The 20,464-nt window shown below is 31.9% G+C and carries 17 protein-coding genes; 9 read left to right on the plus strand and 8 right to left on the minus strand.

The genetic code is table 11. The annotated features are described in order from the left end of the window. Positions 1-163: 163 nt before the first annotated feature. On the minus strand, positions 164-1,378 hold the full coding sequence (locus WAF17_RS06910; RefSeq protein WP_338768019.1) for a pyridoxal phosphate-dependent aminotransferase: 1,215 nt from the start codon (positions 1,376-1,378) through the stop codon (positions 164-166). 319 nt (positions 1,379-1,697) lie between these two features. Here WAF17_RS06910 and WAF17_RS06915 point away from each other — a divergent pair, with 319 nt between their 5' ends. The 3 genes from WAF17_RS06915 to WAF17_RS06925 are packed head-to-tail and all read left to right on the plus strand — an operon-like array spanning position 1,698 to position 3,141. Beyond that, positions 1,698-2,267, plus strand: a complete 570-nt coding sequence (locus WAF17_RS06915) for a hypothetical protein (RefSeq protein WP_338768022.1) — start codon at positions 1,698-1,700, stop codon at positions 2,265-2,267. Next, the gene (locus tag WAF17_RS06920) at positions 2,264-2,719 is read left to right on the plus strand and encodes a helix-turn-helix transcriptional regulator (protein ID WP_338768024.1); all 456 of its coding nucleotides are present in this window, start codon (positions 2,264-2,266) and stop codon (positions 2,717-2,719) included. The genes WAF17_RS06915 and WAF17_RS06920 overlap by 4 nt, the downstream gene beginning before the upstream one ends. Next, complete coding sequence (locus WAF17_RS06925; protein WP_338768026.1) at positions 2,719-3,141, plus strand: hypothetical protein; 423 nt, start codon at positions 2,719-2,721, stop codon at positions 3,139-3,141. Before WAF17_RS06920 ends, WAF17_RS06925 begins: the two co-directional genes overlap by 1 nt. 130 nt (positions 3,142-3,271) lie before the next feature. On the opposite strand, the gene WAF17_RS06930 is transcribed toward WAF17_RS06925, so the two are convergent. Next, positions 3,272-4,954, minus strand: coding sequence for a Zn-dependent hydrolase (locus tag WAF17_RS06930; protein ID WP_338768029.1), 1,683 nt, complete (start codon positions 4,952-4,954; stop codon positions 3,272-3,274). Between the two features lie 146 nt (positions 4,955-5,100). Continuing rightward, positions 5,101-6,048, minus strand: a complete 948-nt coding sequence (locus WAF17_RS06935) for an FKBP-type peptidyl-prolyl cis-trans isomerase (protein WP_338768031.1) — start codon at positions 6,046-6,048, stop codon at positions 5,101-5,103. A 362-nt stretch (positions 6,049-6,410) separates the two neighbouring features. Between WAF17_RS06935 and WAF17_RS06940 the strand changes: the two genes are divergently transcribed. The 3 genes from WAF17_RS06940 to WAF17_RS06950 all read left to right on the plus strand — a co-directional run bounded on the left by WAF17_RS06940 (position 6,411) and on the right by WAF17_RS06950 (position 8,872). After that, positions 6,411-7,103 (plus strand): OmpA family protein, encoded by a 693-nt coding sequence (locus WAF17_RS06940; protein WP_338768033.1) that lies wholly within the window; start codon positions 6,411-6,413, stop codon positions 7,101-7,103. A gap of 137 nt (positions 7,104-7,240) precedes the next feature. Beyond that, positions 7,241-7,765 carry a hypothetical protein gene (locus tag WAF17_RS06945; protein WP_338768035.1) on the plus strand — a complete coding sequence of 175 codons (525 nt, stop codon included), beginning with the start codon at positions 7,241-7,243 and terminating at the stop codon, positions 7,763-7,765. Positions 7,766-7,771: 6 nt separating this feature from the next. Beyond that, a complete protein-coding gene (locus WAF17_RS06950) occupies positions 7,772-8,872 on the plus strand; it encodes a DUF6688 family protein (RefSeq protein ID WP_338768038.1) in 1,101 nt (366 codons plus the stop codon). A gap of 127 nt (positions 8,873-8,999) precedes the next feature. Here WAF17_RS06950 and WAF17_RS06955 read toward each other — a convergent pair whose 3' ends face one another. Both WAF17_RS06955 and WAF17_RS06960 read right to left on the minus strand, forming a co-directional pair. Further along, positions 9,000-10,679, minus strand: a complete 1,680-nt coding sequence (locus WAF17_RS06955) for an AMP-binding protein (RefSeq protein WP_338768040.1) — start codon at positions 10,677-10,679, stop codon at positions 9,000-9,002. 150 nt (positions 10,680-10,829) lie between these two features. After that, positions 10,830-11,369, minus strand: coding sequence for a phosphoribosyltransferase family protein (locus WAF17_RS06960; protein ID WP_338768043.1), 540 nt, complete (start codon positions 11,367-11,369; stop codon positions 10,830-10,832). Positions 11,370-11,988: 619 nt separating this feature from the next. On the opposite strand from WAF17_RS06960, the gene WAF17_RS06965 reads away from it, so the two are divergent. Continuing rightward, positions 11,989-12,798 carry a prohibitin family protein gene (locus WAF17_RS06965; RefSeq protein ID WP_338768046.1) on the plus strand — a complete coding sequence of 270 codons (810 nt, stop codon included), beginning with the start codon at positions 11,989-11,991 and terminating at the stop codon, positions 12,796-12,798. A 170-nt stretch (positions 12,799-12,968) separates the two neighbouring features. Here the strand turns inward: WAF17_RS06965 and WAF17_RS06970 are convergent, their stop codons facing one another. Together WAF17_RS06970 and WAF17_RS06975 are read right to left on the minus strand one after the other, a co-directional pair. Further along, a complete protein-coding gene (locus tag WAF17_RS06970; protein WP_338768049.1) occupies positions 12,969-13,259 on the minus strand; it encodes an RNA-binding protein in 291 nt (96 codons plus the stop codon). Positions 13,260-13,370: 111 nt separating this feature from the next. Continuing rightward, on the minus strand, positions 13,371-17,324 hold the full coding sequence (locus tag WAF17_RS06975; protein ID WP_338768052.1) for a DNA methyltransferase: 3,954 nt from the start codon (positions 17,322-17,324) through the stop codon (positions 13,371-13,373). A 353-nt stretch (positions 17,325-17,677) separates the two neighbouring features. Between WAF17_RS06975 and WAF17_RS06980 the strand changes: the two genes are divergently transcribed. Beyond that, on the plus strand, positions 17,678-17,956 hold the full coding sequence (locus WAF17_RS06980) for a co-chaperone GroES (protein WP_338768055.1): 279 nt from the start codon (positions 17,678-17,680) through the stop codon (positions 17,954-17,956). A gap of 191 nt (positions 17,957-18,147) precedes the next feature. After that, positions 18,148-19,797 (plus strand): chaperonin GroEL, encoded by a 1,650-nt coding sequence (gene groL / locus WAF17_RS06985; protein ID WP_338768058.1) that lies wholly within the window; start codon positions 18,148-18,150, stop codon positions 19,795-19,797. A gap of 126 nt (positions 19,798-19,923) precedes the next feature. Here groL and WAF17_RS06990 read toward each other — a convergent pair whose 3' ends face one another. Beyond that, a complete protein-coding gene (locus tag WAF17_RS06990) occupies positions 19,924-20,454 on the minus strand; it encodes a hypothetical protein (protein WP_338768060.1) in 531 nt (176 codons plus the stop codon). Between the last annotated feature and the right edge of the window lie 10 nt (positions 20,455-20,464).

Raw genomic sequence — 20,464 nt, forward strand, 5'->3', positions numbered from 1 at the left:
TCTACTGAAAAACAAGCAAATATCAAGCTATTATTGTATAATTCACTACTGAAAAACAACTTTTTTTAATAAATGCGTGTACTTTGTTGTTTTTAATTTTAGAGACTAAAAAAGCAACCCTATTTCTAAGGTTGCTTTTTCAATTTTCTAAAAAAAAGTATAATTAACTCAACTTAGCAATAGCATTTTTGATTCTTTCAATCGCTTTTTCTATCATCTCCTCTGAAGTAGCGAAAGAAAGACGGATACAATTTGGCGCACCAAAAGCATCTCCCATCACAACAGCCACATGCGCTGTTTCTAATAAAAACATAGAAAAATCTTCTGAATTTTGAATTTTTTTACCTTCAAAAGACTTTCCATAAAAATGACTTATATCTGGAAAAACATAAAATGCTCCTTGTGGCGTATTGCAATTAAAGCCTTCTACTTCATCCAAAAGAGATTTGATTAACTTTCCTCTTTTCTGATAGGCTTTATTCATTTCCTCTACTTCTTCTCGGCTTCCATTGAGAGCAGTAACAGCAGCGTGTTGGGTAATGGAATTTGTACCAGAGGTAACCTGTCCTTGGATTTTATCACACGCTTTTGCAATCGTTAGAGGAGCAGCAGCATAACCCAAACGCCAACCTGTCATGGCAAAACCTTTTGAAAGACCATTTATAGTAACTACTCTATCTTTCAAAGATGCTACTCTTCCAATACTAAAATGAGGCTCACCAAAATTGATATATTCATAAATTTCATCTGCAACGACTGTAATCTGCTCGTGTGGTGCAATTACTTCTGCAATTTCTCTTAATTCTGTTTCAGAAAAAACACTTCCCGTTGGATTACAAGGCGACGAAAAAATAACTGCTTTTGTTTTTGAAGTAATTGCTTCTTTTACCTGATTTGCTGTTACTTTATAATCATTTTCTATTCCTCCTTTTACAAAAACAGGCTTTCCTTGTGCAAGTTGTACGATTCCGACATACGAAACCCAGTAAGGAGTAATGATAATTACCTCGTCGTCTTTATCCAAAAGGGCTAACATCACATTAGCAATAGACTGTTTTGCTCCTGTCGAAACTACAATTTGTTCAGCAGAATAATCTAGCTCATTTTCTCTTTTTAGCTTATCAGAAATAGCTTGACGAAGTGGCGCAATTCCAGCTACTGGTGTATAACCAAAATGTCCGTCATCAATCGCTTTTTTGGCTGCTTCTTGAATAAAAAGAGGTGTTTTGAAGTCTGGCTCTCCCAAATTCATATTGATAATATCGTGTCCTTCTGCTTTGAGTTCACGGCTTTTACGAGCCATTGCAAGGGTTTGAGATTCTTCCATTTCGGAAACACGACGAGATAAAGTTTCTGTATTTACGGCTGTTGTGGACATAAGGAGTAGTATTAGTGTCGTTGGTGAAGACACCAACAATGGCAAAAAATATTTTCATGAAGAAATTAATAAAGCAAAGCTAAAAAATTGTTGGATAGGTAGCAATTTTTGTTTGGTAGATTTTTTTCAGTAAAACCTGATTTTGATATTTTTGAAAAATAATAAAATTGTGTTATCTTTTGTATTGGACAATAAAAGGTACTAAAAATAATAATGTGTTAAAGTAGAATTAACTCTATTAGGTATACGAAAACTAACATCTAAAATAAGTTAAAAAACTATATATCAAACCTAAAAACTAAACTTACAAGTTGAATAAATGAAAATAGATAGTATCTTTGGGGTAATAAGAGGCAGTTTGTACTCTGTAAAATATGAGAATGAGGATAAAGATGAGTTTGTAAGAGTCTTTAATGAATGGTCAGACGTTGAGTTTTTAGGTATTTTTTTTGATACACATATTAACGACTTACAAAGTGGATTTTATGGAAATATAACTCCTGACGAAGCCATTGACATTACTGTGGATAAGTCACATGAGCTTGAAGATGAGTTATTATATACAGCTGAAATTGGGAAAACAGATGATTATGATACACTTCAAATATTGTTCAAACCTCTTGATAACAAAGAGTATAGAATTACAGAACATCAACAAACTAAAGCATACGGTTTGGAACACAAAAGTTGGCTGAGGATATATGCAATTAGAATTTCAAAAAACTGTTTTGTTGTCTCTGGTGGTGCTATCAAACTAACAGAAACTATGAATGAACGTGAGCATTTACGAAAGGAATTAAGAAAATTAGAGATAACAAAACAATATTTGATTGATAATGGTCTCTTTGATGCAGATAATTTAGAAAACTTTATAACAGAACAATCATGATAAATAAAGAACTACAAAAAAAACTTGATACTCTTACTGCTGGTAAAAAAAGTAGTTGGGAAAAGGAAGCTAAGTACCGTCAAGCGAATAGAAAATGGCTAAGATATTCACGAAAGATTGCTATTAAAATTAATCGTCATCTTAAAGATAACGGTATGCAAAAACAGGAATTGGCTACTTTACTAAATGTTTCTCCTCAACAGGTAAGTAAAATAGTGAAGGGAAGAGAAAACCTAACTTTGCAAACAATATCAAACATTGAAAAAGCCTTAGGAATTTCATTGTTAGGACTTGATTCTAATAGAGAAAAGAAAACTAAAGTAATTTTAAAAAAAACAGAGATTACCTATACACAACCAACTCAAGAAAATGATTTTTATCAAAAAAAGTCGGCAAAAGTAGTGGCAATACTCCCTATAAATAATCAAAGTTTAACAGAAGTGTACAACTAATGGAAGGAATACAATTTAGTTTAAAAAAAATTAATACAGATCAATTTGCTATCATTGAAGATGCTTATAATAGTCAAATTGAGGATATAAATTTAGAGATTCATATAAATTTCGGAACAAGTTCGGAAACTACTTCTATTGTTTCAATTATTAAATTTCAGTTCAAACAAAATGAGAAATCTTTTTTAATTGTAGAAGTTTCTTGTGAATTTAGTGTTGAAAAAAGCAAATGGAGTGAATTTCGCAAAGAGGGTAAACTAATTATTCCACAAGGTTTTTTAGCGCATTTAGCTATGATTACAGTTGGTACAACACGAGGAGTATTACATTCAAAAACTACTAATACAAAATTTAATGATTTTATATTACCTACAATAGATATTACAAAAATAGTTACTGAAGATGGTAAATTCGATGAGTAGTAAGCTTCCATCTTTACTGATGTTTGAATAGAAAACCATTTTTACCTTACTTGAATACTTTTTTTCAAACTACTGTCAGAGTTATTTTGGATTACCAAAACAACTGCTGACAAAGTTCATTTTTATAAAATTACAACCCCAAAACATCAGCCCCCTGCTCAAAAATAATATCAACAGGAATATTTGCATCAGAAAGTCTGTCTAAGTCAGCTTGTAAATCAGCTTTGATAACTCCCATTTCGTTTGCCAACAGCGTTACACCTTCGTAATCGCCATCGCCTTGAAGTGTTAGTATTTTAGCAGAAAGTTCGTTTACAGCTTCTGCCATTTTATCTGGATTTACTTTGTATGTTCCGTCTTCTAACTTTTCGAAAGCTCCTTTTTCATTGAAAAAGTTAAAGCGAATCATATTTGCTTTTCCGTGTGCCGAAGCAGCACCAAAACGAACAGAACGGAAAATACCAGCCAAGAAAGTAGTATAATTATCCATCAATTCTCCTTCTGAAAGTTCGCCCATTTCACGCAATTTAGTAACCATATACAGACCTAAAATATCAGCTTTTCCTTCTTCTAAAGCAGAAGCTAAATCTTTCAAAGATTCTCTAACTGTTCCTTTGTCATTAATGGTATTTTTGATTCCTAATCCGTGAGCCACTTCATGAAACATTGTATTTTCGAAGAAAGCATCAAAAGTGATATGTTTTCTTTGCTCTGGCGTAATGAGCATTTCAGAAATAGGCATCAAAATTTGGTCAAACTTTGCCTTCATAGCATTTTTTAGCTGCGAACGACGAGTACCTTTTTTGAGTTGTACTTCTTCATCATTTGGAAGGTTTACAGCAATCGTTTTGCTACCTGCGTTACAATCTCCAGCATAAAAAACAACATCATAGGCATTAAGTTGAGAATCTGACCCAGGTTTTTCGGCTTTGTATTTCGCATCAACAGGCAAATCTTTTTGAAGTTGTGGCAATAAAGCAGCATATTTTTCCAAACGCTCACTCCACGTTTTATCTTTTACCAAAACATATGAAGAATAAGCAGCTTTTTGTCCATACAAATGGTCTTCATAGGTTTCTATTGCACCAATAATAATATCGATACCGTTGGTTTTCATATCCATCCATGCCATATCACTTGCCATATAATCATCTGTGGTAATGGCATCGGCACGAAGAGTAAGGTGTTTTTTCAAGCCTTCATCTTCTGCTATTTCGGCAGCTTGGCGTAAATAATCAGCAGCTTTTTCTAGATCTGCCTTAAATTTTTCGTGATAAGGAACTATCATTAGCTTTCCTTCTGCATCTCTGCGAAGAAATGTATAAAGACTTGATTTTTCTTCATTATCAAAGGCTTCATACTCCTCCTTTGTCATATCTGTTGGGTAGAAATTTGCGCCGAGAGGTTTTTCTCCTACACCTTCCATAAAGGGTTGATTATTTTCTAATCTATCCCAAAGACCATAGTTTATTTCTACAAACTTTTTTGTGTCTGCATCATCTAAAGTAGCCATCAAGCTATCTTTATCGCCCATATAGGCTTGTTGCCAAAACAAACCATCCATTATTTTAGCTGCTTCTATAAGGAGTGGAATCATTTTCTTTTCACTTTCTGAAAGAGTGCTAATATCAGTAGTGAGTTTGAAGGGAGCATAAATTTCTGGACGAACAAGCTCGTTTTTAGTTTCTACGACTACACTTGTTGTATCAGTAGTAGTTTCAGTAATTGCTTTTTTATCTGGTGTACAGTTCCAAAAGCCTAGACAGATAGCCATTGATAGAACAGCTAGTTTTGATGTTTTTTTGATGTTCATGTTATTTTGAAGTTTGTGAGAGTTAAGTTAAATAATTAATACAATACAAATTTAAAACACAGAGATACAGAGAACACAGAGAATAAAATACGCTTTTAATATTTGCAAAAAATCCAACTCCCAATATCTAATTCCCAATTCCTAACTTATTTCATTTCATCTTTTCTTACAATATCTACTACTTCCATTTCGAAGCGCATCATTGTAAATGGAGGTATTCCTTGATGTTCTTTATTTCCGAAAGCAAAACGAGAAGGAGAAAAAAGACTAAATTTAGAACCTTCATTAGCAATCTGTGTAAAAGCGATTTGCCAAGCAGGAAGCACTTGTCTTTCCCCTACTACAAAACCTACTGTTTCGCCTTTTTTAGATTTATCTAATACTTGTTGAAAAGGAATCGTCCAAGTCTGATAAGTAAAAGAAACGCTGTCTCCTATTTGTGCTGGCATTCCTGTACCCTTTTCTTTAAATCTATAATAGAGTCCTAAGGGATGTTTTTTTGCTCCTTCAAAGACTAATTCTTTTTTCATATACTCTACCATTTTTTTGTCTTGAATGGCTATTTGTTCTTGCGTACGCTTTTTAAGTCTTACCTCTTCATCCATATCAAAAGCAGCCTTACTTTGTGTATTATAGAGCTTTATGACATACCTAATTTCCTTCATTTGCTCTCTTGTTTTCTTTTCGATAGGCAATTTATTGTTTTTGATAGAATCTAAAGTAACATAAAAAGTGGCACTATCTCCTACATTTAGCATTCTGAAACCTTCTTCTATTGCTCCTTGATAAGCAGGTTTTAATAAAGGTTGTCCGACAGGTTCGTTGAGTTTATATGTATCTGTGATGGTATCTCCATTATCTGCTAATAATAGGTAGTGCATTGTCATTATTTCGTTATATTCAGGTTTTCTATTTTTGGGATAATGAATATGATGAATATATTTTAGTCCTGTTTCTGTAGTTTTTAACTCATCATTACAAATAGCTCCTTCTGGACAATTTTGATTGTCTTTTTTAGTTGTACAAGAATTTGATAGAAATAAAAATACAATTGAAATAATAAATATAAATGACTTGGAAGTTAATTTATTCATGTAAATAAAATTATAGTGAAATGGAATAGAAGCCGAAATATCAACTATTTTAGCTTTAGTTATTTTATACAAAAAAAATATATTCAATAAAAAATCTATGAATTAGATATTTTTTGATGTAATTTTAGCGTAATAAATAGTGTTATACTTTTATAATTTACCCTTTTTTCAAACATAATATGCTTTTTCATAGCACAAAGATACTTTAATTAAATTGGTATCATTTTGGTATAATTTGAAAATAAGATACACACTATACATTGCACTAAAAGAAAAAACACAAAAATAGTCTTTTATATTGCTTTGGCAATGGGAAGACAAACAAAAAATTATAACCAAGCTTACTAGGACAAAAAAATACAATGAAAAATAGAATACCATTTATATTACTTTCAATTTTCCTTTTATTAGGGTTGAATAGTTTAGTTTCTGCACAGGTAGATTCTAATAAAGTGCTTATAAATACTACTGTCGTAGATTTCAAACAAAAAGTAAGACCAGGAGAAACAGTAATGTTTGTTAATACCAAAACTGATGAAGTTTTTTCCAAAATTAGTGATAAAGAAGGAAAATGTTTTTTTGTTTTGATAAAAGGTAGCGAATATCTTATCAAATATAAGAACTTTGGAAAAGATGTAGAATATCAAAAAGTTCAGATTCCTGATGTAGCACGTCTGAAAGAACTAAAAGTATTAGTGAAATTTCAACCAGCCACTGCTTATACGCTTGATAATGTGCTTTTCGAAACAGGAAAAGCAAGTCTAAAAAACACTTCTTTTAAGGCAATCGATGAACTGGCATCAGCTATGACAGCCAAAAAAACAATGGAAATAGAGATTGCTGGTCATACGGATAATGTAGGAGATAAAGATGCAAATCTTAAACTTTCTCAAGAGAGAGCAGAAGCAGTACGTGATTATCTAATAAAAAAAGGGATTGACGCAAAGCGAATTACTGCAAAAGGTTATGGAGATACCAAACCTGTTGCTGATAATAGTACGAATGCAGGAAAGCAACAAAATCGTCGTACAGAAGTTAAGATTATCAAAGAATAAAATTTATATTCTGATTTTTATTTTAGAAAAAAATATATTTAAACTGACTATTCTCACACAATAGTCAGTTTTTTTATTAATTTAGTTTCTCTGAATTGCTTTAATTTATCAATCCAAAAAAATCTAACTTATATATTATGAACTTGTTTCCATTTCGGTCTTCCTTGTATTCCATTCTATTTTTGCTCTCTTTTTCATTTTTAGCCTTTAGTTGTGAAAGCACAAAACAACCAGAAAATACCTATGCAGTACAGATAAAACCAACTTTTTTGAGTGTAGATGAATCGCCTTCAAATGCCAAAAATTGGGACCCTGTCAATATGTTTTCTTACGACCACAAACCAGATGTTTATTATGAAATTTGGCTTGGACAAGACCGTATTTTTGAGTCTGAATCTATTAAAGATGAGTTTACACCAAAATGGGATAGCGTAAAACCATTTTATATTCCAGACACGAAACCAAATGCAGAACTAACTATCAAGTTTTATGATTTTGATAAAAAAATGGGAGTCAAGACAGGGCGTTTTTATAATAATGATGACCTTATCGGAGAACTCAAAATATCAATTGATGAGCTTCGAAAGAAGGCACAAAACTTTGATACACTAAGCTTTGGAAATGTAAAAGCGTGTGTTTTTGCTGAACCAGTTATGAAATAAAATCAAATGGAAATTATAATAATACCACTAGTAGTTTGCTGCCTTTTATCTGCCTTACTTGTTACTATTGAGTTTTTGGTTTATCTTTTCATAAATAGGAGGTTTTTTAATAAAATCTTAATCAAAATTATTGATGTCTTGGTAATCGTAGGGCTTCCAGTTTTGTATTTTCTACTTATGGAGAAAAGCACAAATGATTGTTGTAGTGAAAGTGCTACCTTTTCTCCTGACCACCGACTTACTATTTATGTTTTGTTGGCTGTTTCTATTTTGGCTTGTGTGTATTCTATTTTCAAAACCAAGATACTAAGTCCTGTTTTGGAGGTCTTTACTAATGCTATTCTATTGATGGGTTTTGTATTAAATATCTTTGTGGCATTTCAAGTAAAACAAATAGCTCTATTAGGCAACCTTCCAATTAGTATTGTATTTGTTTTTCAGCTCATAAAAAGCCAAACCCAGTTTTTAGAATATAATTTCATTCAAAAATTTGAGATAGAAAAACTTAGTAATCCAATAGAGCGACTAGCGTGGAAAATTCTAAATCTTGAACCAATTTTGAAATATCCTATCTTCTTAGTTTTGGCTCTACCTATTTTTATTCTTATCATTTCATTTCTTTTATTATTCGGACAAAAACCAGATTCGGTCATTCGTGCATTTACAGATACCTACAAACACGGTTTTTCAGAACTAGATTATATGTGTGATAACGTAAATTGTGGAGGTCATTTTCTGTGTTCGGTGGCTGCTGGTGGTCATTCTGATATTGTAAGACCTGTTAGGTATGGAGAAAGAGGAGGAAGTAAGATTATTTGTAATCGTCAGCTTTTGGTAGCCAATGCATTTGAAGAGTTAATAGAAGAGAATTTCCCAAAACTACATAACATCATAAGACGAAATTATAATAAAGTGGGAAATGTTGTTCATAAACATTACGGCATTTTTAATAATAAATTTGTAGCTGATTCTGTTTATTTTTTGATGAAGCCTTTAGAATGGATTTTTATTTTTACGCTTTATACTTTTGATTCAAAACCAGAAAACAGAATTGCAAAACAATATTTGAATAGAAAAGATAGAGAGGAATTAGGGAATGGAAAGTAAGATTTTTTATTTTTCTGACTAGTAAAGGTTATCACAGTTGATTTAGTAATGTTTAGTTTATTCGAAAAAAGGCTTCAAAACATATTGTTTCTTGAAGCCTTTTTAGTTGTCAAATCAATTATATTGACTATGCTTTTTCAGTTCCTAGTTCTTGTTCTTTCAAGATACGTCTAAGAATTTTACCTACATTAGATTTTGGTAACTCTTCTTTAAAGACTACATGTTTTGGCACTTTATAGCCTGTTAAGTGTTCTTTACAAAACGCTCTAACTTCTTCTTTTGTAAGGCTATCATCTTTCTTGACAATACAAGCCATAATTGCTTCATTAGATTTAGGGTCAGGGATTCCGATTACTCCTACTTCTAATACTTTATCATTGAGTGCAATTACGCCTTCAATTTCATTTGGATAAACATTGAAGCCTGAAACCAAAATCATTTCTTTCTTTCTATCAACAATTTTGAAATAACCTTCTTCATCCATTATTCCAATATCACCTGTTTTGAAATAATCGCCTATCATTACATTGGCTGTTTCTTCTGGACGCTCCCAATAACCTTTCATAATTTGAGGTCCTTTTCCACAGATTTCTCCTGGTTGTCCGAGTTCTACATCATTTCCTGCATCATCCAAAATACGTACTTCTGTACTTGGTAGAGGTAATCCAATCCAACCAATACGTACATTTCCAGCTAGAGGATTTACAATAAGTCCTGGAGAAGTTTCAGTAAGTCCATAGGCTTCTGCAATAGGTTTTCCTGTTACTTCTTTCCAACGATTATTTACAGCTTCTTGCACTGCCATTCCACCACCTAAAGCAACTTTGAGGTCAGAAAAATCTACATTCTTAAACTCTGGTTGATTCAAAAGACCATTAAAAAGTGTATTCACACCACTAATAATACCTATTTTGTGCTTTTTGAGTTCTTCTACAAAACCTTCCATATCTCTAGGATTTGTAATCAAAACGTTACGCACTCCATAACGAAGCAAACCAAAACAGTTGAAGGTCAGTGCAAAAATATGATACAATGGAAGTGCCGTAACACCTATTTCTTTTCCTTCTTTAATATCACTTGCATTTATCCAAGCAACAAGCTGCTGCATGTTAGCTAAAATATTTCTGTGAGTAAGCATTGCACCCTTCGAAACACCTGTTGTTCCTCCTGTATATTGTAAGAAAGCGACATCTCCAGAATCAAATTTTGGTTTACTATAATTGTGTTTTTTTCCTTCATAGAGGGCATCTGTAAAAGAAATTGTATTTGGGATAGAATAAGAAGGTACCATTTTCTTCAAATATTTGACAGCCATATTCATTGCCCAGCCTTTCAAACCTCCTACCATATCAGCCACTTCTGTAATAAATACATGTTCTATGCTTGTATGCTTAATGATTTTTTCAAGGTTAGCTGCAAAATTTGCTAAAATAAGAATCCCTTTCGCACCCGAGTCTGTGAATTGATGTTCCATTTCACTCGGCGTATAAAGAGGATTTGTATTTACTACAACCAATCCTGCACGTAAAACACCAAAAATAGCAATTGGGTACTGAATCAAGTTTGGAGACTGAATTACAAAACGATCGCCTTTCTGTAATCCCTTTCTTTGCAGATAAGCTGCAAAAGCTGCACTTTTTTCATCTAATTCATTAAAAGTAAGTGTTGCTCCCATGTTTTCGTAAGCAACTTGATTGCCGTATTTTGCGATGCTTTCTTCGAATAAATCTAAGAGTGAAGGGTATTCATCAGGATTTATTTCTGCTGGAATGCCTTCTGGGTATGATTTGAGCCAAATTTTGTCCATAATATATATTGAAGAGTAAGATTGTGAGTTAGATTTTTTACTATTTTTTATAGTACAAGATATTACTTTTATAAGTTATAATCAAACAAATAAAGAAGCAAAAGATAAATTTATTTTGAAATATGCTTTAAAATCCGAATTTTTTTTAGGCTAATGCAAATAAACACCACATTTTTTTACATTATCATTATCTTCATACAAAATTACTTCGATACGTTCTTGTAAAGTAGTTGATAATCGAAGTCCTGCAAAATCAGCTGCAATAGGAAAAGAATGATGCCCTCTATCTATCAAAACGGCTGTATGAAGTGCTTTAATCCTTACTTTCAAAAACGGACGAAGACTATACGCTAATGTTCTGCCTGTATTCAAAACATCGTCTATTAAAACTATAGATTGATTTTCGAAAACAGACGGTTCACAGTCTAAAATTACCTCACTTTGGGTAGGTTGTAACTTATCCAGACGGACACAAATCTGTTTTATTTCTAAGGGCGAAATTTGTTGTAATTCTTCGGCAAGCTCTTTGGTCAGAATCATTCCCATTCCCTCAATTCCTGCCAAAATAAGCATCTTTTCTTCAAAATTTTCTTCATAAATTTCAAAGGCTAATCTACGTATTTTTTGCTTCGTTTGTTCTGCTGTCAGTATCTGTCCTGTTTCTTTATTTGGTTTTTGTTCAGGTTGCAAAATGGGTTATTTTTTTATTGAAAAATAGTTTGATTGAATAGACTAAGATACCAATTTTTTTATTCTATTTTGGAAAATTAAACGATAACCAAATAATAAATACAATAAGGATAATCAAAAAAAGTAGTGAACCATAAAAAACTCCCCAAAGAATATTTTTTGAAACGCTACCTATATTTTTAGAAAAATAAAAAACTCCAATTACTATGATTTTCAAACAAAGCAATGAAAGAATTAGCCATAAATTATCTAAAAGTTTTAGAAAATAAACGATTAAAAAATCTATAACAAATGCCAAAACTAAAAAGCAATATTTCATTTCTTGATTCTTTAAATGGAAATTACTGATTTACTAAAGGCTAAATGTAATAGAAAATAATTGCAAACTAGAATCATGAAAATTTTTAATAAAGTCAGTTTTCAAAGCACAAAACAACTTTATTTGACATTTAAAATAGTTAAAATTAAATTATATAAAGTCAGTTTTTAAAAAACTAACTATTTGTTTTACATACTTTCATAGCTTTTTATCGTAAAGAATAACAAAGCAACCTATTTACCTTTTTAGGTATCTCAATAATAAATTCCATTTCATTTTATCTCATAAAACTCTACTACCATGAACTACTTCAAATTTAACTCACAGCTTGTTTTATCTTTTTTATTTCTAGCTATTTTTTCATTTTCTCTTTCTTCTTGTGGCATCGTCAGACCAGGCGAAGTAGGCGTAAAACAACGTTTGGGAAAAATAAAAGGAGGTGTAAGACAACCTGGAATGTATTTTCATAATCCTTTTTTTACCAAGATTGTCAAAGTACCGACACGCACAATCAATATGTACGCTTCCCTCAACTCACTACCTACAAAAGAAGGATTGAATATCAGCTGTGATTTGTCTGTTCTTTTTCATATTCAAGAAGCTTATGCTATAAAAATCGTCCAAACAGTTGGCGTTAGAAATGGAGAAGATGTTATCCGAAGTGTTTTGCGCTCTTCGGTAGCAGATGTAACAGCTCAATTTTTTGCAAAAGATTTATATACTTCCGAACGCCACGAAATAGAACTTGCCATTGCTAAAAAAATGATGGAGCGTTTGGGAGATAGAGGTTTTGTGATTGAATCTGTACTTTTGAAAAGCATTAACCTTCCTCCCAATCTTTCAAGAACAATAGAAGAAAAGCTACAAGCCGAACAAAGAGCGCAAACAATGCAATTTGTATTAGAACGTGAAAGACAAGAAGCTGAAAGAATGAAAATTGAGGCTGAGGCTATCCGTGATGCTCAAAAAATTATTAATGAATCACTCAACGAAATTACACTAAAATATTTGAGTATAGAAGCCTTTAAAGAGCTTTCAAAATCGAATAATTCAAAAGTAATTATCACAAATGGAAAAACTCCGTTCTTGATAGATGAAGACGGAAAATAAAATAGTATTTATTTTGACCCTCAACTTTGAAACAACAAAAAAAGCAACTCTCTTCCGAAAGTTGCTTTTTTTTGTTTCTATAAAGATATAGAAAACTAAATATATTGATTCAATTAAAAATAGAGCGAGTAAAAACTTAAACTATTGGTAACTAACTCAATAGCCTTGGTTTAGTAGCTGCGTGAACGACCACCACCAAAGTTTCCACCACCTCTATTTTCTCTAGGAATGGCTTTTTTTACTTGGATTTCACGTTCGTGAAGTTCAGCACCGTTCAATTCTTCGATAGCTGCTTCGCCATCTTCTTCTGATTCCATTTCAACGAAACCAAAACCTCTTGAACGACGTGTTTCACGGTCTGTGATAATTTTTGTTGATGTAACAACACCAAGCTCTGAGAACAATGCCTCTAATTCTTCTTCTGAGATAGAATAAGGCAAGTTTGATACGTAAAGATTCATATAACTAATTAACTGAGAATAAATTGAAGGCTCTAAGTTGTGCCTTCGAAACAAAGGTACGATAATTTATTAGAAAACTACAATTTCTACTAAAAAATTGACAATTATTTTTTACTCCTCCAACAAAGACAAATACGCCTTATTTTTATCATTTAGAATCTTGAAATAAGTTGGAGAAGTCAAGTGTTTTATTTGTTCTTTTGTCAGTCCATAGAGTTCTGCTATGAGCAAATCATTTTTGGCTTGTAACTTATCTTTTTGTTTTTGAGTAGTCGGAATATCTGATTTTTGTATTTTGAAAGATACTTTTTCTTTTAGTTCATCTAAGTTTGTATTATTGGCAAGATTAAGTAAAAGTGCATTTTTGATAAGCTGTTGATAGACTTTGTTTTCTGAAAGCTCGGCATCACTTGGCTGTGGAATGGGTAGGCGCATCAAATACGTTTTATTTACATGAATATCAATCAGAAAACGAATAATATAATCTACCACCAAACTATTCAAAATAGCTTGAATAAACAGTAATTTTTCAAAAGAAAATTCTTCTACTTCTATTTTTCCATTTTTGAAAGTATATCTTTTTGGGATAGAACCTTGTAACGTATTTCCATATGTATTTTGAGGTGGGATTATTCCACAAATAATACTTCTATAATCCGTATTTCTAGCAATATCTCTAAAAACTAAACGATAATAATTGCTATTCAACACTACAAATTGTTCTAATTCTTCTTCTTCATTCAACCCCAAAAATCCTAAAACAGTATTTTTCTTAGTAGAAAGTCTTTTTTCTAAAGGAATGTATTTATAAATATCGTTTACTAACCTGCCTACTTCTGTTTTTCTCAATTTTTCCTCAAATTCTTTTTTCTTTATCCAATAATTCGGTGTTGCTAGGTTATTGCTATATTGATGAATCATTTTTCCTTCGTACAGAATCATTCCTTCCTCTGCTTTGAGTTGCTGTTCTTGAAACAAATCCCTATCACTTGTCATATTGAGTTCATTTCTAAAATCAATATAATCTGGATGGATGATTTCAAAACGTTTATAAGCATTTCGAATTATATCCAAATCCTTTTGGTCTTTGATTTCGAAAAGAGCGTGATGCAATGGCGAAAGTGTATAAATATCTTCGTAAGGATATTCTAAAATTCCTTTTCTTCCGTCATAGGTTTCTGTTTTATAGAGAATTTCTGTATCGGTTTGCATAAAACGAACAGGTAACGTTTTTTTCTTTCCCGTTTTATTATCAATACTTTTATCTAATTGAGTAATCTGAAATACAGCAAATTTGTAGCTGCGATGAACATCAGGAAAAATTCCTTTTCTATTTTCAAATTGATAAAAAAATTCTAATTGATAGCTTTCAAAAATATGTTTTCTGATATTGATAGAAGAATCTTCATAAATCCAAGCTGAAGGAGTAATATAAGTAAGCGTTCCGTCTTTTGTCAGCAACCCTAGATTTTGTTCAATGAAAAAACGAAATAAGTTACCTTTTCCTCCTGCATTATGTGGATAGTAATTTTTGCAATATTCATTGCTATTCGTTCGAAATGCTTTTTTGTTATCATATTCATTTTGAACACCTTTATACTCCAAAACATTTTGGCGAGTAACTGCTTTTTCTTTGCTTTTCATTGTTCGATAAGCACTTCTCCAACCAGAAAAGAAATCAGGTTCACTAAATTCCATTACATCCCAAGGTGGATTTCCAATAATCAAATCAAAACCTCTGTGTCCGTTTTGGAATACTTCGGCAAAGCTAATTTCATAATTAAAAAAACTAAACTGCTCGGCTGTTTTTTCGATGCGTTCTACTAAAGCAGCATCTTTTTTATTGAATATTTTTTCTTCAAAATCTGTCAAAGTAGCATTCAGCAAATCTAATTCTTTTTGTGCTTCTGTTTTGTTTTCAAAAATAAAAGGAACAAAACGCTTGTAGGTATAAAAATTCATTGCCAAATCAAGTTGATTCAATGAAGGTTCTAATTTTTTATAGATTTCTTTTGACTGTTTTATCTCTTCTGCTGTTGTATCCTTTAAGTTAGAAAGCTCTGATAAATCTTCAATAATTTTGGCTACTTTATTCTTAAAAGAATCAGCAAATAAATTATTATCGGTCTGCAAACTTTTATATAATTCCTCTTTTCTTGCACCAATAAGGGCATTTCCTTGTTTAATGTGATGTTCAATAAAACTAAGAGGCGTACCAAAAACGAACGTATCCAACCAAAGAGAAAGGCGAGTGAGTTCGATAGCAAATTCATTCAAATCTACTCCAAAAATATTTTTTTTGAGAAGGATTCTTTTAAGTAATGTCAGTTCATCTATTTCATAAGTTTTGCCTTGCAAAATTTCTTTTAGATTTTGCAAAATGATTTCTTTTTCTGTTTTTAGAGTCTGTTCTAATTTTTTATCACTTCCATTTTCTATTCGTTTTAGGGCTTCACTTGTTAAGACATCTAATGTAGAAATTAAAAAATGCCCACTTCCACAAGCATTATCCATCAAACGCAAATCTAAAATACTTTTGCCTTTTTCGTCGCTTTCTTTTAGTAGTTTTTGGATAGATTCTTCTGCCATAAAATGCGTAATATCTTGTGGCGTATAATAGGAAGCTGTCGTTTTTCGGTTTCCAGACTGATTGGAAAGATAGAGTTCGTCATTTTTATAAAAACGTTCCTCTAAAATTATTTTTTTCTTATCCTTTTTGATATTCTGATAGTCATAATTATCAAAATAGCCTTCTTTTTCTGTTTTTCCGTCCAAAAAAACAAGATAATATGTTCCTTCAAAAGCCTGTCTAAATTCGGATTCTAAAAGTCCTTCATAAATATTTCCTAAATGAGTAACCGAAAGGGTTTTATAATCTCTAAATGTTTTGAAATCATCGTTATCTGTTTTGTGATATAAAAGCAAACTCAAAATTTCTGTCAAATCTTGATTATTCAGCACTAAAGGAAGTTTTAATAAGGGGGCTTTACTTTCTGCAAACAGACCACCATTTAGGAGTGGCAATTCTAAATCAATATTTCCATAATTGAGATAATCAAAAAGTAATTTTAAAGCATTCCAACCGTGGTATTTAGTAGGTCTTTCTTTATATTCTTCATCTTCTAAAAGTGCTAAAATAGAGCGAAAAGAGTAGTTTTTGTAATTGTTTTCTTTATTGAAAAGAATTGAACCAAATTTACTTTCAAAATAAGCTATAAAAAGCATTCTATACCCAAAAACTAGAGAGTTAGCATAAATTTCTTTGATAGAATATTCATTGCCATAACGAGCAAAAAATCGCTGTCCGATAGTTTCGATGATAGAATCTTTACCATAGATAAGCTCTTTGAGGTCTTTTTCTACTTCCAAGATGTATTCTTGATTCAGCTCTGCAAATGTTTTTTCTTTTATAGAAATACCTCTTTTTTTGTTGTAAAGTTTGAGTAATTGTTCTTTATAAAAATTATAATAAAAATACTGAAAGGCTCTATAATCGTCATTTTGAATAATCCATTCTAAGTCAATTTCGAAATAAATTTTGTCTTGTTTTGGATTTGTAATATCATAAAAACGCCATTTTTTACCATTTGTCAGAAAACCATAATCGATTCTCAAATCAGATTGATAACGTAAAAGCTGAAAGTGTGGATTTTGAGTTGTTGTTTCTCTGTTATCCAAAATGACTGTATAGGCTTTCGATTCACATAAAGCCAAAATATTTTCTGTACTAGATTTGTCTTTTCCTCCACTTATTCGTTCTATTTCTTCACTTTCAAAAAGGGCAAAATCGGGTTTGTGTATCTTTCCAAATACTTTTTTTGTGATTTGATACGTATAACCATAGCCAATTTCTATCAAAACATTTGTGATAAATTTATCTTCTAATTGCGCTTCTGAAAGAGCTACAATATCTAATTTATTATAAAGAGTTTTGATATTCTCAAAAGCTTTTTGGCAATCTTCTTTGTGGTCTTTATCAAAAAAGTCTTGCATTTTGTATTCCAAAAAATAAGCATTGAAATAGGTATTGTCCGTAAATTGTGCGAAATATTCTGTATTATTCATTTTGTTTTGCTCTCAAAGACTTTTTATAGAAATATAGATTCAAAGATAGTAATTTTGAGTGTTTTATGATTGAATTTTGTTAAGTGTTGATAAGAAACTCAAATCCTAAATTTTGACAGTAGGTAAATATAAATAATACGACAAAATGTCAGTTTTCTCTACTTCTAAAATGCCATAAAAAGACAAAATTTACACTCAAAAAATCATTTTTGGTATTGGCATATTGTATGTAAAGACTACAACGAAAGTGTCATATACAAAATCGCACAAACTCAAAATAGAGTTATTAAAAGGATAAGTATGATGACATAAAAATTTATGTATTCATTCACTATTAAAATAATTAGACAACTATGGCTGATATAAATATTCGTCCTTTAGCAGACCGTGTATTAGTTGCACCAGATGCAGCAGAAGAAAAAACGGCAAGTGGAATTATCATCCCTGATTCAGCAAAAGAAAAGCCACAACGTGGAAAAGTAATCGCAGTAGGAAATGGCAAAAAAGACGAACCAATTACTGTAAAAGTAGGCGATAACGTCCTTTATGGTAAGTATTCAGGTACAGAAATCAATGTAGAAGGAGAAGATTACCTAATCATGCGTGAATCTGACATTTATGCAGTTGTGTAAAGTCAATTGCGAATTACGAATTAAAAATTACGATTAAAGATAGTTTATAGAAGAAACTTGGTAATCTAGTTTTCGTATTTCAAATTGATGTAAAGATTAGTTTTTATAGATTTATTTTTTGACTCTCAAATCTATGAAATCATTTTTTAAAATATATTCTACAATAACATTTTAATAGAAAATAAAAAATTATGTCTAAGATAATATCATTCGATACAGTTGCTCGTGAACAATTAAAAAAAGGTGTTGATGCACTTGCAAACGCAGTAAAAACTACTTTAGGACCTAAAGGTCGTAATGTAGTTATTGACAAAAAATTTGGTGCACCTTCAGTTACTAAAGATGGTGTAACAGTAGCAAAAGAAATTGACTTAAAAGACCCTATTGAAAACATGGGCGCACAGCTTGTAAAAGAAGTAGCTTCAAAAACGGCTGATATGGCTGGTGATGGTACTACTACTGCAACTGTTTTGGCTCAAGCTATTTTTAATGCAGGTATCAAAAATGTTGCTGCTGGTGCAAATCCAATGGATTTGAAACGTGGTATGGATAAAGCAGTTATTAAAGTAGTAGAGAACTTGAAAGGACAATCTAGCCCAATCAAATCATCTGAAGAAGTAGCACAAGTAGGTGCAATTTCTGCGAACAACGACATGGAAATTGGTAAAATGATTTCTGATGCAATGGATAAAGTAGGAAAAGACGGTGTAATTACGGTAGAAGAAGCTCGTGGTACTGAAACAGAAGTAAAAACTGTTGAAGGTATGCAGTTTGACCGTGGTTATTTGTCTCCCTATTTTGTTACGAATACAGAAACAATGGAAGTAGAGTTAGAAGATGCTTATATCTTAATCTACGACAAAAAAATCTCTTCTATGAAAGAACTTCTTCCTGTTTTGGAGCAAGTTGCACAAAGTGGTAAACCTTTGGTTATCATTTCAGAAGATGTAGATGGCGAGGCATTGGCTACTTTGGTAGTAAACAAAATTCGTGGCGCATTGCGTATTGCTGCTGTTAAAGCTCCAGGATTTGGCGACCGTCGTAAGGCAATGTTGGAAGACATCGCTACACTTACAGGTGGTACACTTATCAGCGAAGAGCGTGGCTACAAATTAGAAAGCGCAGAAGTTTCTTACTTAGGACGTGCTGAAAAAATCACTATTGACAAAGACAATACTACTATCATCAATGGTGCTGGAGAAAGCGATAATATCAAGCGTCGTATCAATGAAATCAAATCTCAAATTGAGAAAACAACTTCTGATTATGACCGTGAAAAATTGCAAGAGCGTTTGGCTAAATTAGCTGGTGGTGTTGCTATTCTTTATATTGGTGCAGCTACGGAAGTAGAAATGAAAGAAAAGAAAGACAGAGTAGATGATGCTCTTCACGCAACTCGTGCAGCCGTACAAGAAGGCGTAGTACCAGGTGGTGGTGTTGCATTTATCCGTTCTTTAGAATCTTTGAATGACTTTGTTGTTGGACAAAATGGCATCGAAAACCAAGACCAAGAAACAGGTGTAAATATTATCCGTCAAGCTCTTGAAGCTCCTCTTCGTACTATCGTTTCGAATGCAGGTCTTGAAGGCTCTGTGATTATTCAGAAAGTAAAAGAAGGAAAAGCTGATTATGGTTACAATGCTCGTGAAGACAAGTATGAAAACTTAGTAGCTGCTGGTGTTCTTGACCCAACTAAAGTTTCTCGTTTGGCTCTTGAAAATGCTGCTTCTATTGCTTCTCTTCTCCTTACTACTGAATGCGTAATTGCAGATGACCCAGAAGAAAAAGAAGCTATGCCTTCTGCTCCTGCTGGAATGGGTGGTATGGGTGGTATGATGTAAGAATCACTCTCTCAGTTTTTTCAAAAAACTTGCAGCCTATTTTTAGCATTCCTTTATGGAAATGTAGGCTACAAAACTTCAAAACCGTTTCTTTGAAAAAGGAAACGGTTATTTTTTTGTGATTATTTATTGTATCTTAATTTCTTGAATTTTCATAGAGATTCCCCACCCTCCATTTTCACTAAATTTCATTTTTCTATAGGCATCAATATTAGGAATATAACCTGTGTTTTTCTTACACAAGTTCAGAATATCATTGGTTAATATAATTGTTTCAAAACTATATAAAGGTATTATTGTATAAAAATATAAACTTGCTATTTCAATTATTTTATTAATTGTATCTCTACAATCCTCTCCTATTTCTTCATACCATTTTTTCAATTCTGTATAGGTATTTTCGCTTATAATTTCAAATTCTTTCACAGAATAATTACTATCATTTATACAACATGGCATTAGTTCAGCTGAAAGTTCTTCCCAGTCTGCAATGTTTATATCTTCATTTTCGACAAATTCTTGTAAAAAAGAAATTACGTAATCAAAAGTATCTGTTTTAAGTTCCTCTTTAATCATTAACTCTAGACATTCAATACCAATTGCTACTCTACCTATTATAGAGATATTTTTGAGATAAAAGTTTTTAAGAAGAATCATAGTTTAGCTT

It is taken from the genome of Bernardetia sp. ABR2-2B (genome assembly GCF_037126435.1).
In the GTDB taxonomy this organism is placed as follows: Bacteria; Bacteroidota; Bacteroidia; order Cytophagales; family Bernardetiaceae; genus Bernardetia.

Bases quoted from the DNA above. Each gene is read 5' to 3' on its own strand.
- WAF17_RS06990 (WP_338768060.1), bottom strand. From the start codon at position 20,454: ATGATTCTTCTTAAAAACTTTTATCTCAAAAATATCTCTATAATAGGT.
- WAF17_RS06925 (WP_338768026.1), top strand. From the start codon at position 2,719: ATGGAAGGAATACAATTTAGTTTAAAAAAAATTAATACAGATCAATTT.
- WAF17_RS06970 (WP_338768049.1), bottom strand. From the start codon at position 13,259: ATGAATCTTTACGTATCAAACTTGCCTTATTCTATCTCAGAAGAAGAA.
- WAF17_RS06930 (WP_338768029.1), bottom strand. From the start codon at position 4,954: ATGAACATCAAAAAAACATCAAAACTAGCTGTTCTATCAATGGCTATC.
- WAF17_RS06910 (WP_338768019.1), bottom strand. From the start codon at position 1,378: ATGTCCACAACAGCCGTAAATACAGAAACTTTATCTCGTCGTGTTTCC.
- WAF17_RS06915 (WP_338768022.1), top strand. From the start codon at position 1,698: ATGAAAATAGATAGTATCTTTGGGGTAATAAGAGGCAGTTTGTACTCT.
- WAF17_RS06955 (WP_338768040.1), bottom strand. From the start codon at position 10,679: ATGGACAAAATTTGGCTCAAATCATACCCAGAAGGCATTCCAGCAGAA.
- WAF17_RS06965 (WP_338768046.1), top strand. From the start codon at position 11,989: ATGAACTACTTCAAATTTAACTCACAGCTTGTTTTATCTTTTTTATTT.
- groL (WP_338768058.1), top strand. From the start codon at position 18,148: ATGTCTAAGATAATATCATTCGATACAGTTGCTCGTGAACAATTAAAA.
- WAF17_RS06950 (WP_338768038.1), top strand. From the start codon at position 7,772: ATGGAAATTATAATAATACCACTAGTAGTTTGCTGCCTTTTATCTGCC.
- WAF17_RS06920 (WP_338768024.1), top strand. From the start codon at position 2,264: ATGATAAATAAAGAACTACAAAAAAAACTTGATACTCTTACTGCTGGT.
- WAF17_RS06975 (WP_338768052.1), bottom strand. From the start codon at position 17,324: ATGAATAATACAGAATATTTCGCACAATTTACGGACAATACCTATTTC.
- WAF17_RS06980 (WP_338768055.1), top strand. From the start codon at position 17,678: ATGGCTGATATAAATATTCGTCCTTTAGCAGACCGTGTATTAGTTGCA.
- WAF17_RS06940 (WP_338768033.1), top strand. From the start codon at position 6,411: ATGAAAAATAGAATACCATTTATATTACTTTCAATTTTCCTTTTATTA.
- WAF17_RS06935 (WP_338768031.1), bottom strand. From the start codon at position 6,048: ATGAATAAATTAACTTCCAAGTCATTTATATTTATTATTTCAATTGTA.
- WAF17_RS06945 (WP_338768035.1), top strand. From the start codon at position 7,241: ATGAACTTGTTTCCATTTCGGTCTTCCTTGTATTCCATTCTATTTTTG.